At 67.4% G+C, this 12,855-nt stretch carries 12 protein-coding genes; 5 read left to right on the top strand and 7 right to left on the bottom strand.

What is annotated here, in order from left to right:
• Positions 1–16 precede the first annotated feature (16 nt).
• Together QTH97_RS14415 and QTH97_RS14410 are read left to right on the top strand one after the other, a co-directional pair.
• Positions 17–937, top strand: coding sequence for a tetratricopeptide repeat protein (locus QTH97_RS14415; RefSeq protein ID WP_286568899.1), 921 nt, complete (start codon positions 17–19; stop codon positions 935–937).
• 57 nt (positions 938–994) lie between these two features.
• Entirely contained in the window at positions 995–1,462 is a 468-nt protein-coding gene (locus tag QTH97_RS14410) for an META domain-containing protein (protein ID WP_286568898.1), read from the top strand.
• 10 nt (positions 1,463–1,472) lie between these two features.
• Here QTH97_RS14410 and QTH97_RS14405 read toward each other — a convergent pair whose 3' ends face one another.
• From QTH97_RS14405 to QTH97_RS14375, 7 genes are all read right to left on the bottom strand, one after another.
• Positions 1,473–2,123, bottom strand: coding sequence for a Crp/Fnr family transcriptional regulator (locus QTH97_RS14405; protein ID WP_286568897.1), 651 nt, complete (start codon positions 2,121–2,123; stop codon positions 1,473–1,475).
• Positions 2,124–2,172: 49 nt separating this feature from the next.
• Complete coding sequence (locus QTH97_RS14400) at positions 2,173–2,838, bottom strand: helix-turn-helix transcriptional regulator (protein ID WP_286568896.1); 666 nt, start codon at positions 2,836–2,838, stop codon at positions 2,173–2,175.
• Between the two features lie 114 nt (positions 2,839–2,952).
• Positions 2,953–3,858, bottom strand: a complete 906-nt coding sequence (locus QTH97_RS14395) for a phosphoribosylaminoimidazolesuccinocarboxamide synthase (RefSeq protein WP_286568895.1) — start codon at positions 3,856–3,858, stop codon at positions 2,953–2,955.
• 103 nt (positions 3,859–3,961) lie between these two features.
• Positions 3,962–5,026 carry a class II fructose-bisphosphate aldolase gene (gene fba, locus QTH97_RS14390; protein ID WP_286568894.1) on the bottom strand — a complete coding sequence of 355 codons (1,065 nt, stop codon included), beginning with the start codon at positions 5,024–5,026 and terminating at the stop codon, positions 3,962–3,964.
• Between the two features lie 583 nt (positions 5,027–5,609).
• A complete protein-coding gene (gene pyk, locus QTH97_RS14385) occupies positions 5,610–7,058 on the bottom strand; it encodes a pyruvate kinase (protein WP_286568893.1) in 1,449 nt (482 codons plus the stop codon).
• Positions 7,059–7,233: 175 nt separating this feature from the next.
• Complete coding sequence (locus QTH97_RS14380) at positions 7,234–8,424, bottom strand: phosphoglycerate kinase (RefSeq protein WP_286568891.1); 1,191 nt, start codon at positions 8,422–8,424, stop codon at positions 7,234–7,236.
• A gap of 85 nt (positions 8,425–8,509) precedes the next feature.
• Positions 8,510–9,418 carry a LysR family transcriptional regulator gene (locus tag QTH97_RS14375; RefSeq protein ID WP_286568890.1) on the bottom strand — a complete coding sequence of 303 codons (909 nt, stop codon included), beginning with the start codon at positions 9,416–9,418 and terminating at the stop codon, positions 8,510–8,512.
• Positions 9,419–9,511: 93 nt separating this feature from the next.
• On the opposite strand from QTH97_RS14375, the gene QTH97_RS14370 reads away from it, so the two are divergent.
• From QTH97_RS14370 to QTH97_RS14360, 3 genes are read left to right on the top strand one after another with little or no spacing between them, the layout of a single operon-like run.
• A complete protein-coding gene (locus QTH97_RS14370) occupies positions 9,512–10,066 on the top strand; it encodes a VOC family protein (protein WP_286568889.1) in 555 nt (184 codons plus the stop codon).
• Complete coding sequence (locus tag QTH97_RS14365) at positions 10,059–11,180, top strand: alpha/beta hydrolase family protein (RefSeq protein WP_286568888.1); 1,122 nt, start codon at positions 10,059–10,061, stop codon at positions 11,178–11,180. The genes QTH97_RS14370 and QTH97_RS14365 overlap by 8 nt, the downstream gene beginning before the upstream one ends.
• Before the next feature lie 17 nt (positions 11,181–11,197).
• Positions 11,198–12,838: an FAD-dependent oxidoreductase gene (locus QTH97_RS14360; protein ID WP_286568887.1), complete on the top strand. Its 1,641-nt coding sequence runs from the start codon at positions 11,198–11,200 to the stop codon at positions 12,836–12,838.
• The last annotated feature ends 17 nt before the right edge of the window (positions 12,839–12,855 follow it).

Raw genomic sequence — 12,855 nt, 5'->3', positions numbered from 1 at the left:
CCCCCAACTTCCCGCGATGATCGACATCACCCTCGAAAACTTCCAGACCGAGCTCATCGATGGCTCGATGACCACACCGGTGCTGCTCGACATCTGGGCTGAATGGTGCGGCCCCTGCAAACAGCTCGGCCCGGTGCTCGAAAAGCTCGAAGTCGAGTACGCCGGCCGCTTCACGCTCGCCAAGCTCGATGCCGACAAGGTGCCGCAGATTTCGCAGCAGTTGAGCCAGATGTTCGGCGTGCGCAGCATCCCCTTCTGCGTGATGTTCAAGGACGGGCAGCCGGTCGACGGCTTCGTCGGCGCGATCCCCGCCGACCAGATCCGCACCTTCCTCGACAAGCACGTGCCCGGCGCCGACGAGACCGAGGCGCACGAACAGGAGGAGTCCGCGCAGGCGGCGCTGGCCGAGGGCGACACTGAAGGCGCGCTCGAAAAGCTGCAGCACGCGGTCGCCACCGACCCGGCCAACGACGATGCGCGCTTCGACTACATCAAGCTGCTGCTGCAGGAAGGCCGCATCGACGATGCCAAGGTGGCCTTTGCCCCGGTGATCGCCAAGACCACGCTGGTGCGCCGCTTCGACTCGCTGCAGCGCTGGATGGATGCGATCGACTTCGCGATGCCGGCCACGGGCGCCACGCCCGCGCTGGCCGATGCGGAGTCGCGGATCGCGGCCAACAAGCGCGACTTCGACGCCCGCTTCGACCGCGCGCGCCTGCTCATGAGCGCCCAGCGCTGGACCGACGCGATGGACGAACTGCTCGACATCCTCATGCGCGACAAGAGCTGGAACGAAGACCTCGCGCGCAAGACCTACATCGCCATCCTCGACATCATCGAGCCGCCGAAGGTCAAGGTGGCGGACGGCCAGATCCCGCCCGACGATCCGACGGTGGCGAGCTACAGGCGCCGCCTGAGCAGCGTGGTCCTGAGCTAGGGCCGGCTCGCATACGATGCCGGGGTGAACAATCTGTTGCAGAAGGAAAGACAGGCCATGCGTTTTCGCCCCGCTGCCCGACTTGGCGCCACTCCTCTCCACGCCGTTGCCCTTCTCGCCGCCGGACTGGTGGCCGGCTGCGGCAGCGGCATCAGCCTCGACGAGGCGATCGAAGGGCCGGTCTGGCGCCTCGAACAGCTCGGCGGCGAGCCGGTCGCGCCCAGCAGCGATCCCCAGCGCGACGCGCAGCTCCAGTTCGACCGCCGCAACAACCGCGTGAGCGGCTCGGGCGGCTGCAATCGCGTGTCCGGGACCTTCGAGCGCAGCGGCAGCTCGCTCAAGATGAGCCAGCTGGCCTCGACGCGCATGGCGTGCGCCGATCCGGCACGCAGCACCAGCGAGACGCAGTTCTTTGCGGCCCTGCAGGCAACGACGAGCTACCGGATGCAGGGGCCTTCGCGTCTTTCGCTGCTGGATGCGAGCGGGCGGACCGTGGCGACGCTGAGCAGCGCCTCGGCGCGCTGAATGCGCGGCCCTACCAACGGCTCGGCAACGGCCCCTTGATGTTCATCCGTCCCTGGCTCACTTCGATGTAGCCGCCGGCTGCCAGGTCTTTCATCAGCCGGCTGACCATTTCCCGCGAGCATCCGATCTCCCTGGCGATGGCCTGATGGGTCAGGCGCTCGAAGATGCAGCGCGTTCCATCGGGCTGCGGCTTGGCGCGCTCCTCGAGCAGCAATTTCAAACGGCCGTACACGTCGAGCAAGGCCATGCTGCGCGCGCTCTCGGTCGCCAGCCGCGCACGGCGGATCAGCCGCACGATCAACGCCAGCGCGAATTCCCGATCGGCGCCGATGTGCTGCAGCACCGTCTCGCGCGTGACCACGACGCAGACCGTGGGCTCGACCGCCTGCACGCTGGCGGAGCGCGGACCGCCATCGAGCGACATCTCGCCGACGTACTCGCCGGGACCATGGAGGGCCAGGGTGACTTCGCGGCCTCGCGCATCGGCGAGGAAGGCCCGCAGCCGGCCGGACAGCACGATGTAGACGGCGCCGCCGGTGTCGCCCTCCTCGATCAGCATCGCGTGGGTCCGGTAGCGTCGCTGAACGCCGTGCTCCGCCAGCTTCTGCAAAGGTGGCGGCAGCACGTCGACCGGGAGGTCGGCAATGGATGCTTGGGGCATCCATTGAATATAAGCGCGCGCCGGAGCCGCGCACGCTTCGGGTAAGTCGCTACTCGACCATCCGCAAGGCGGACACGATCTGGGGCATGCGCGACACGCGGTGGACGACCTCGCGGATGCTGCTGCTGCCGGTCTTCTGCCGCACGTTCTTGATATGAGTGCGAACCGTCGACATCCGGATGCCTTCCAGGCAGGCGATCTCTTCGGCGCCGTGGCCGGCGCACAGCCGGGCCAGCACGTTCTGCTCGGCCCGCGTCAGGTGCCGGGCGCGCGCGAACATCTGCATCGTCAGCGTCTCGCAACCGGGACGACGGCTGCACATGACGAGCACGGTATCGATGGTCGAAGTACCGTGCACCGCAGCCAGAGGAATGAAGGCCAGCGACACCATGTCGCCGCCGTGCTCGAGTTCGACGATGCCGCGGCAGTCTCGCTCCGCATCCTTGAGCGCCTGGCGAACCTTCGCCTGGGCGGCGGGATTGCCGGCGCAGAGCATGCCGTCGCCGTTGCGCAGCACATGACCCGTCGCCAGTTCGCGGCGCGCCGGATAGTTGGCGTGCAGGATGCGGCCGGTCAGGTCGACCATCAGCAGTCCGTGATCGATCTCGTCGAGGACCCGGGCGAGCATGCCGGCCTGCAGCGCATCGGGTGGACTCGCCGTGACGGGATTCCAGTCCTGAACGTAACGAATCTGTAGGTCGGCTGTTGTTTCCACGTCGCTCTCCTCTTTTGTAGGGATGCGCTCAGTGTGGAAGACAGCCGCGGTTACGTGCGGTGACTATTGCCAACGACTTTGTGACTTATTCACAATGTCGCCGAGGGGCTTGACTCAGCCCGTCAACCGTTGCAGGGCTTCGCGGTACTTCGCCGCGGTCTTCTCGATCACCTCGGCCGGCAGGCGCGGCGCGGGCGGTGTCTTGTCCCAGGGCTTGCCGTTGATGCGCATGGCTTCGAGCCAGTCGCGCACGAACTGCTTGTCGTAGCTCGGCGGATTGGTGCCGGCGGCGAGCGCCGCCTCGTAGCCTTCGACGGGCCAGTAGCGCGAGCTGTCGGGCGTGAGCACCTCGTCCATCAGCACCAGGGTACCGGCTTCGTCCAGGCCGAATTCGAACTTGGTGTCGGCAATGATCATCCCCTTGCCCAGCGCGATCTCGGCGGCCGCCTCGTAGATCGCGATGCTGGTCTCGCGGATCTGCTGCGCGAGCCTGGGGCCGACGATCTCGACCACCTTGTCGTAGCTGATGTTCTCGTCGTGCGCGCCGGCCTCCGCCTTGGCGGCGGGGGTGAAGATCGGCAGCGGCAGCTTGCTCGCGTTGGTGAGCCCCTCAGGCAGGGGCACGCCGCAGACCGCGCGGTTCTCCTGGTATTCCTTCCAGCCACTGCCCGCGAGGTAGCCGCGAACGACCGCCTCCACGGGAATCGGCTTGAGTCGCTTGACGAGCATCGAGCGGTCCTTGACCTGCGGCACCTCCTCCGGCTTCACCACGCTCTCGGGCGCCTCGCCCGTCAGGTGGTTGGGGCACAGGTGGCCGAGCCGTTCGAACCACCACAGTGCCATCTGCGTGAGGATCACGCCCTTGCCCGGGATGGGCTCGCCCATGATCACGTCGAAGGCGGAGAGGCGGTCGCTCGCGACCATCAGGATGCGGTCGTCGCCGACGGCATAGTTGTCGCGCACCTTGCCGCGCGCGAGCAGCGGAAGGCTCTGGATGGAGGAGGTGTGGACGGTGGTCATGGGGATGGCTGTGGAGCGGTGCGGTGGACGTCGCAGATTGTGCGCGCGGCGCCAGTCAGAAAAAAGCCACCGCGAAGGTGGCTTCTGCGTCGAGGCGAAAGGCTTAGACCACTTCCTGGATCAGCTCGCCCTTGGCGTACTTGGCGGCGACGATCTGCAGGTTGTCGCCCTTGATCTTCGGGCCCTGGCCTTCGCAGCCGAACTCGATGTAGCGTTGCTTGCAGATCAGCCTGGCGGCTTCACGCGCGGGCTTGAGCCATTCGCGGGCGTCGAATTTCTCGGGGTTCTCGGCCAGGAACTTGCGCACCGCGCCGGTCATCGCCAGGCGGATGTCGGTGTCGATGTTGATCTTGCGCACGCCGTGCTTGATGGCTTCCTGGATTTCCTCGACCGGCACGCCGTAGGTTTCCTTCATGTTGCCGCCGTACTGGCGAATGATCGCCAGCAACTCCTGCGGCACGCTCGACGAGCCGTGCATCACCAGGTGGGTGTTGGGAATGCGGCGGTGGATTTCCTTGATCCGGTCGATCGCCAGGATGTCGCCGGTGGGCTTGCGGGTGAACTTGTAGGCGCCGTGGCTGGTGCCGATGGCGATGGCCAGCGCGTCGATCTGGGTGCGCTTGACGAAGTCGGCGGCCTGCTCGGGGTCGGTCAGGAGCTGCTCGCGCGTCATCGTCGCGTCGGTGCCGTGGCCGTCTTCCTTGTCGCCCTTCATGGTCTCGAGCGAACCGAGGCAGCCCAGCTCGCCCTCGACGGTCACGCCGTACTTGTGCGCCATGTCCGCGACCTTCTTGGTCACGTCGACGTTGTAGTCGTAGCTGGCGATGGTCTTGCCGTCGGCTTCGAGCGAGCCGTCCATCATCACCGAACTGAAGCCGAGGTCGATGGCGCCCTTGCACACGTCCGGGCTCTGGCCATGGTCCTGGTGCATCACCAGGGGGATGGTCGGATAGGCCTCGATGGCCGCCTGGATCAGGTGCTTGATGAAGGCCTCGCCCGCGTACTTTCGGGCGCCGGCGCTGGCTTGCAGGATGACCGGTGCCCCGACTTCCTTCGCGGCCTCCATCACGGCCTGCACCTGTTCGAGGTTGTTGACGTTGAACGCCGGGATGCCGTAGCCATTGGCGGCGGCGTGGTCGAGCAGTTCGCGCATCGAGACGAGTGCCATGGAAATACCTCGCGGGAATCTAGGGATGGATCGGAAAAAACTCCAACGATTCTACTAACCACCCCCGCCAACATCACCCCACCGCCCCAGAGACCGCCCCCAATTCGGGAAACACCGCGGAACCGGCCCCGCCGGGCCGCAGGTGTTGCCCCCGGTCAGGGGGCGGGCGGCTACACACAGTGAGCAACCCCGGGGGCGAGTTCAGAAACACCGCGGAACCGGCTCCGCCGGGCCGCCGGTGTTGCCCCCGGTCAGGGGGTAGGCGGCTACACGCAGTGAGCAAGCCTGGGGGCGAGTTCAGAAACACCGCGGAACCGGCTCCGCCGGGCCGCCGGTGTTGCCCCCGGTCAGGGGGTAGGCGGCTACACGCAGTGAGCAAGCCTGGGGGCGAGTTCAGAAACACCGCGGAACCGGCTCCGCCGGGCCGCAGGTGTTGCCCCCGGCAGGGGGCGGGCGGCTACACGCAGTGAGCAAGCCTGGGGGCGAGTTCAGTGACACCGCGGAACCGGCTCCGCCGGGCCGCCGGTGTTGCCCCCGGTAGGGGGGTAGGCGGCTACACGCAGTGAGCAAGCCTGGGGGCGAGTCAGGTCACCCTGCAGATCTTGAGCATGTTCGTGCCGCCCGGCGCACCCATCGGCTCGCCGCAGGTGATCGCGTAGACATCCCCCTTCTGGACGATCCCACGCTTCTTCAGGTGAGCCTCGGCCTGCTCCAACGCCGTGTCGCGGTCGCTTTCCGAGTCCATCAGGAGCGGCCGCACGTTGCGGTAGAGCGCCATCTTGCGCTGCGTCGACAGCCGCGAGGTCAGCGCGTACATGGGGATGTGCGCCCGGTGGCGGCTCATCCACAGCGGCGTCGAGCCCGACTCCGTGAGCGCGACGATCGCCTTGGCGCCGAGATGGTGGGCCGTGAACAGCGCCCCCATCGCGATCGACTGGTCGATGCGGCTGTACTTCTGGCCGGTGAAATCGGCGTCGAGTTGCAGGTCCTCGGCCGCTTCGGCCGCCTCGCAGATTCGGCTCATCTCCTGCACCGTCTCCAGCGGGTAGCGCCCGGAGGCGGTCTCGGCAGAGAGCATCACGGCATCCGTGCCGTCGAGCACCGCGTTGGCCACGTCGCTGACCTCGGCGCGCGTGGGCACCGGGTTGGTGATCATCGATTCCATCATCTGCGTGGCGGTGATGACGACCTTGTCCATCTCCCTGGCCATGCGGATCATCTTCTTCTGCAGCGCCGGCACGGCGGCATTGCCGACCTCGACGGCCAGGTCGCCGCGCGCGACCATGATGCCGTCGCTCGCGCGCAGGATTTCCTCCAGCTTGGGGATCGCCTCGGCGCGCTCGATCTTCGCGATCATCCCCGGCTTGTGGCCGAACTCCGCAGCCGCCACGTTGCAGAGCTGCCGCGCCATTTCCATGTCGGTCGCGTTCTTCGGGAAACTCACGGCCACATAGTCGGCCTGGAAGGTCATCGCGGTCTTGATGTCCTCCATGTCCTTGGCCGTCAGCGCCGGGGCCGTGAGACCGCCGCCCTGCTTGTTGATGCCCTTGTTGTTGGACAGCTCGCCACCCAGCCGGACGGTGGTGTGGACGGCATCGCCCTTGACGGCATCGACCGTGAGCACGATCAGCCCGTCGTTCAGCAGCAGGCTGTCCCCGGGCTTCACGTCACGCGGAAGATCCTTGTAGTCCAGGCCCACGGCGTCGATGTCGCCCGGTTCGGTGCGCGACGCGTCGAGCACGAACTTCGCACCCGCCTCCAGCCAGACCTTGCCCTCGGCGAACTTGCCGACCCGGATCTTCGGACCCTGCAGGTCGGCCATGATCGCCACCTCGCGCCCGCTGCGGCGAGCCGCTTCACGCACCATCGCAGCCCGATTGATGTGGTCTTGCGCCGTGCCGTGGCTGAAGTTGAGCCGCACCACGCTGACCTTGTGGTTGATCAGTTGCTCCACCAACTCAGGCGAACTCGACGCCGGTCCCAGCGTGGCGACGATCTTGGTGGCATGGCGGGGAAGGCGTGGCGTGCTCATTGAAGTCTCCAGTTTGTATTCCACACTGTATACACTTTGCCGCCCAACCGCCAGCGATATATCCCGGCCCGTTCTCCAGGAATACCGCGGAGCCGGCTCCGTCGGGCCGCTGGTATTGCCCCCGGCAGGGGGTTGGCGTAGCGACACGAAGTGCGTCGCAGCCTGGGAGCGAGCCCTATCCAGCTCGTTTGGAGAGGATTTCGAAGGCAGGCAGCGTCTTGCCCTCCAGCACTTCCAGGAAGGCGCCGCCGCCCGTCGAGATGTAGCCGATCTTGTCCTCGATGCCGTACTTGGCGATGGCCGCCAGCGTGTCGCCGCCGCCCGCGATCGAGAAAGCCTTGCTCTCCGCGATGGCCCGGGCGATGGTCTTGGTGCCATTCGCGAAAGCGTCGAACTCGAACACGCCCACGGGCCCGTTCCACACCACCGTGCCGGCTTCGCGCAGTTGCGCGGCCAGCAGGTCGGCGGTCTTGGGGCCGATGTCGAGGATCAGGTCGTCGTCCGCCACGTCGCCTGCATCCTTCACCGTCGCGGGCGCATCGGCGGCGAAAGTCTTGGCCGTCACGACATCCACCGGGATCGGCACAGCGGCGCCGCGCGCGCGCATGGCCTCGATGACGGCCTTCGCCTGGTCGAGCAGATCGGGCTCGGCCAGCGACTTGCCGATCTTCAGGCCCGCGGCCAGCATGAAGGTGTTCGCGATGCCGCCCCCGACGATCAGCTGGTCGACCTTGTCTGCCAGGCTCTTGAGGATGGTGAGCTTGGTGCTGACCTTCGAACCCGCGACGATCGCGACCAGCGGCCGCTGCGGTTGCGCCAGCGCCTTGGTGATGGCGTCGATCTCGGCCGCCAGCAGCGGGCCGGCACAGGCCACCTTGGCGAACTGCGCGATGCCGTAGGTAGTGGCTTCGGCGCGGTGCGCGGTGCCGAAGGCGTCGTTCACGTAGATATCCGTCAGCGCGGCCAGCTTGCGGGCAAGCGCCTCGTCGTTCTTCTTCTCGCCTTTGTTGAGGCGGCAGTTCTCCAGCAGCACGACCTGTCCGGGCTCCACCTGCACGCCATCGACCCAGTCGGACACCAGCGGCACCTCGCGGCCCAGCAGCTCGCCCAGGCGCGCCGCGACGGGTGCGAGCGAATCCTCGGGCTTGAACTGGCCTTCGGTCGGACGGCCGAGGTGCGAGGTGACCATCACGGCAGCGCCCGCATCGAGCGCCTGCTGGATGCACGGCACGGAGGCGCGGATGCGCGTGTCCTCGGTGATGCGGCCGGCATCGTCTTGCGGCACGTTGAGGTCGGCTCGGATGAACACGCGCTGGCCGGAGACTTTGCCTTGCGCACAGAGGTCGGTGAATCGAAGAACGTTCATGGGAATAACCAGATTGGATGCGGACGAAAGTGCCTCGACGGGCAGCAGCGGCACATTGTAGGTTTCGCCTGCCTTCAGGCGAATGTCAGCCGCCCAGGCCTGGCTTCTGCACGAAGCCTTCGAGCAGTTCCACGAAGCTCGCCGCGGCCGGCGACAGCGAACGCTTCGACGCACCGTACACACACACCTCGCGGTGGAAGTCCGGCTGGTCGAGCCGCACCATCTGCAAGCCGTGCGCGCGCACCAGCGATGCGGAGTAGGTCGGGCAGACCGTGATCCCCAGGCCGGAAGCGACCATGCCCAGCGCGGTCGTCATGTAGGAAACCTCCTGCGTCGTCGCCCGCAGCATGAATTCGCGCGCGTCGGCCTCCAGCTCCGGCAGCACTCGCTGCCGAAAGTCCCGCGTCGGCGCGATGAAGGTGTAGGGCCCGAGTTCGCTCCAGCGCACCTTGCGGCGTCGCGCGAAAGGATGGGAGGGCAGACAGATCAGCCAATGGCGGTCTCGGAACAGCGTGCGGCGCTCGATCGCGGCATCGACCGCCACATCCTGCCCCACCGCCAGTTCCACCTCACCCGAGAGCACGCCGTCCAGCAGGTGCTCGGGCAGCGTATCGGCCAGTCGCACGTCGATGTGCGGATGGCGCTCGCGGTAGGCCGCGATCACGCGCGGCATCAGCGTGCAGGCCATGAGTTGCGGCGCGGCGAGGCGCAGCACGCCCCGCTTCTTGTCGCGCAGGTCGGTCACATCGGCCACGGCGCCGGCGAGGTCCCCCAACAGTCTCTGCACCGCGGGCTGGAACTCCCGCCCCGCTTCCGACAGCAGCACGCGGCGCGTATGCCGGTCGAAAAGCTGCACGCCCATCTCGCGCTCCAGCTCGCGAACCAGCACGCTCAGCGCCGATTGCGTGAGGTGCAGCGTCGTGGCGGCTGCCGTGAAGCTGCCAGTCTCGGCGACCGCGGCGAAGGCGCGCAACTGGCGCAGGGTCAGATTCATGGCCTCAGTTCATCAATCAATGAATTTATTTCGATTGAATCATAAGAAGAACAGCGGCCCAATCCCTACCCAAGCCCCCTGATGGAGACAGCCATGCCCGCCGAGAACTCGCCTGCCGCCTCGCCCCCTGTGCCCGTGCAGGGCCTGCACCACTTCGCCTGGCGCTGCCGCGACAGTGAAGAAACGCGCCGCTTCTACGAGGACCTGCTGGGCCTGCCGCTGACGCACGTCATCAAGAGCGACCACGTGCCGAGCACCGGGGAGTACTGCCCCTACGTCCACATCTTCTTCCAGATGCGCGACGGCTCGTACATCGCGTTCTTCGACCTCGGCGACGATGTCGCTGCCCTGCCTTCGCCCAACACGCCGGCCTGGGTCAACCACATCGCGCTGCGCGTCGATTCGGAAGCGGAGTTGATGGCAGCCAAGGCGCGCCTCGAAGCGGCCGGGGTCGAAGTGCTCGGTCCGACGGACCACCACATCATCGAGTCGATCTACTTCTTCGACCCGAACGGCATCCGGCTCGAACTCACCACGCCCACGGTGCCGAAGGCCGAGATGGACGCCCACGCACGCCGCGCCCGCGCCGAGTTGGACGCCTGGACCGAGCGCAAGGCCGGACTCCGAAAGGCCGCGAACCATGGCTGAGTTGCAACTCGCCGTCATCGACGTCAAGCCCGGCGCCGCGCTGGAGAGCCAGTCGGGCCTGCAGATGCTGCGCCCGCGCATCTACGGCGCGTACCGCGCGCCGGGCGGCCCGAAGAAGGTCGCGGCCATCGTGATGCACCCCACGAGCAATTTCATGGGCCACTACCTGATCGGCCCGCTGGCCGAGCGCGGCATCTGCTGCATGGGCCTGAACTCACGCTACATGGGCAACGACACGGTGCTGCTGATGGAGCGCGCCATCCAGGACCTGGGCGCCGGCGTGCAGTTCCTGCGCGCGGCGGGCTACGAGAAGGTGGTGCTGATCGGCAATTCGGGCGGCGCCGCGCTCGCCAGCTTCTATCAGTCGCAGGCCGAGAACCTGACGGCGCACCACTTCCCCGATGGCGACCCGACGCACCTCCACCCCGACGACCTGCCGCCGGTGGACGGCATCGCGCTGTGCGCGGCGCACCAGGGTCGATCGAAGCTGATGCGCGACTGGATCGATCCTTCCGTCACCGACGAACACGATCCGATGTCGGTCGACCCGGACCTGGACATGTACGACGCTCGCCACGCGATGCCCTACAGCGCCGAGTTCCTCGCCCGCTTCAGCGCGGCCCAGAAGGCGCGGCTCGACCGCATCGAGCACTGGGCGCTGGAGCGGCTTCGCATGCTGCGCAGCACGCCCGGCGCGCCGCGCGACCAAGCCTTCATCGTCTACCGCACGCATGCCGATCCGCGCTGCGTGGACCTGTCGATCGACGCCAACGACCGCCAGCCCGGCAGCGTCTGGGGCGATGCGCGGCAGGTGAACTATTCAGCCAATGCGATGGGCCGCACCACCTCGCTGACGGCCTTCCTCTCGCAGTGGTCCTCGCGCTCGCAGGCCGACGGGCCGTCGAATCTGGCGCGCACGACGGTGCCGAAGCTGCTGCTGACCTACACCGGCGACCAGTCGACCTTTCCGAGCACGCGCGACGCGTGGATGGCCGCGGGCGGCGAGCGCATCCGCAACGTCGACATCGTCGGCGGCAACCACTACCTCGCCGGCCAGCCTGAACTCGTGCTGCGCGCCGCCGATGCGGTCGCCGAGTGGGCGCACGCGCTGTGACCACGCTAAAGACACCGATGGAAAGCTACACCTTCGCCCCCGAGTACCAGCTGCCGCACTGGCCTTTCGTGCCACCGCCCGAGCTGGGCAACGACACCGTCGTGCGCCATCCGATCGTGATCGTCGGCGCCGGCCCGGCCGGGCTCACGCTGGCCTGCGACCTCGCGCGCCGCGGCGTGCGCGCCGTGCTGCTTGACGAGGACGACACGGTCGGCGTGCGCGGCGCCTCGTCGCGCGGCATCTGCTATGCGCAAAAGAGCCTGGAGATCTTCGCGCGGCTCGGCATCTACGAGCGCATCGCCGACAAGGGCATCACCTGGTCTTTCGGCCGCACCTTCTCCAACGAGCAGGAGGTCTACAACTTCAACCTGAAGACCGACAGCGTCTCGGTACAGCCGCCCTTCATCAACCTGCAGCAGTTCTACGTCGAGTGGTTCCTGGTCGACCGCATTCTCGAACTGGGCGTGGCCGACCTGCGCTGGAAGAACCGCGTGACGCAGGTGACGCCGCTCGCGGACGGCGTTCGTGTCGACGTCGAGACGCCCGCCGGCAGCTACACGATCGAAGCCGATCACCTGATCGACGCCACCGGCGCCAACAGCCCGATCCGCACGCAGCTCGGCATCGACGCGCATCCCTCGCGCAGCACCGACCGCTGGTGCATCAGCGACGTGCGCTTCAAGAAGCCGCTGCCCACCGAGCGCTGGACCTGGGTCGATGCATCTTTCAACGAAGGCCGCGCGGTCTGGCAGCACCTGATGGGCGACGGCGTGTGGCGCATCGACTATCAGATGCCCGAGGACTGCGACACCGCCCATATCAGCAAGCCCGAAGTGGCTGGCGCGCGGCTGCGGGAGCAACTCGGGCCGGGCGTGGAGTTCGAGTTCGTGTGGATCGGGCCGTACGGCTATCGCGACCACCTGCTCGACAAGTTCCGCCACGGGCGCATCCTGTTCATCGGCGATTCGGCGCATGTGGTGAGTCCCTTCGGGGCGCGCGGCGGCAACAGCGGCATCCAGGACGCGGCCAATCTTGGCTGGAAGCTCGCGCTCGTCGCGCAAGGGCTGGCCGGCGATGCGCTGCTCGATACCTACGACGCGGAGCGCCGGCCCGCGGCGGTCGAGAACCTGCGCGTCACCAGCCGGTCCGCGAGATTCCTCGCACCGCGATCGCCGGCCGAGCACACTTTGCGGCGTGCGGTCGTCGCGCTCGCATCGCGGCATCCGTTCGCACGAGCGCTCGTGAACACGGGCCGCATGTCGGTCGCCAATGAATATCCTCCGGCGCCGCATCTGCCCGAAGGCGGACGAACCGTGCAGAACCTGCCGCTGCGGCATCTCGACGGAACGACGACCACGCTGATGGAACTGCTGTCGGATGGCACGCAGTGCCTGGGCCTGTGGTTCGCGCCGACTCGCGCCCAAGTAGCGGCTGCGGCAGCGGCCGTTGCATCACTACCGCTGCGACTCGTCGCCGTCGGCGGCGACAGCGGCCTGCCCACGCTGCAGCCCGACGAGGTGCTGGCGCATCACCTCGGCGACGCGACGCCCGGCAGCCTGTGCCTCGTGCGCCCCGACGCCTACCGCGCGGCACTGCTGCGCGACCCGACACCGGCATCGATTTCCGCAGCGGTCCACGCCGCGCTGACGCATCGCTGAAGAACGGACACGAAACC

It is taken from the genome of Variovorax gracilis (genome assembly GCF_030317115.1).
GTDB classification, from domain to species: domain Bacteria; phylum Pseudomonadota; class Gammaproteobacteria; order Burkholderiales; family Burkholderiaceae_C; genus Variovorax; species Variovorax gracilis.
The sequence above is the reverse complement of the archived record's forward strand: the minus strand, read 5'-3'. Positions and strand labels throughout refer to the sequence as shown.

Coding starts and splice junctions, on each gene's coding strand:
- QTH97_RS14405 (WP_286568897.1), bottom strand. CDS start 2,123: ATGCCCCAAGCATCCATTGCCGACCTCCCGGTCGACGTGCTGCCGCCA.
- QTH97_RS14380 (WP_286568891.1), bottom strand. CDS start 8,424: ATGAACGTTCTTCGATTCACCGACCTCTGTGCGCAAGGCAAAGTCTCC.
- QTH97_RS14395 (WP_286568895.1), bottom strand. CDS start 3,858: ATGACCACCGTCCACACCTCCTCCATCCAGAGCCTTCCGCTGCTCGCG.
- pyk (WP_286568893.1), bottom strand. CDS start 7,058: ATGAGCACGCCACGCCTTCCCCGCCATGCCACCAAGATCGTCGCCACG.
- QTH97_RS14370 (WP_286568889.1), top strand. CDS start 9,512: ATGCCCGCCGAGAACTCGCCTGCCGCCTCGCCCCCTGTGCCCGTGCAG.
- QTH97_RS14360 (WP_286568887.1), top strand. CDS start 11,198: ATGGAAAGCTACACCTTCGCCCCCGAGTACCAGCTGCCGCACTGGCCT.
- QTH97_RS14415 (WP_286568899.1), top strand. CDS start 17: ATGATCGACATCACCCTCGAAAACTTCCAGACCGAGCTCATCGATGGC.
- QTH97_RS14365 (WP_286568888.1), top strand. CDS start 10,059: ATGGCTGAGTTGCAACTCGCCGTCATCGACGTCAAGCCCGGCGCCGCG.
- QTH97_RS14375 (WP_286568890.1), bottom strand. CDS start 9,418: ATGAATCTGACCCTGCGCCAGTTGCGCGCCTTCGCCGCGGTCGCCGAG.
- fba (WP_286568894.1), bottom strand. CDS start 5,026: ATGGCACTCGTCTCGATGCGCGAACTGCTCGACCACGCCGCCGCCAAT.
- QTH97_RS14410 (WP_286568898.1), top strand. CDS start 995: ATGCGTTTTCGCCCCGCTGCCCGACTTGGCGCCACTCCTCTCCACGCC.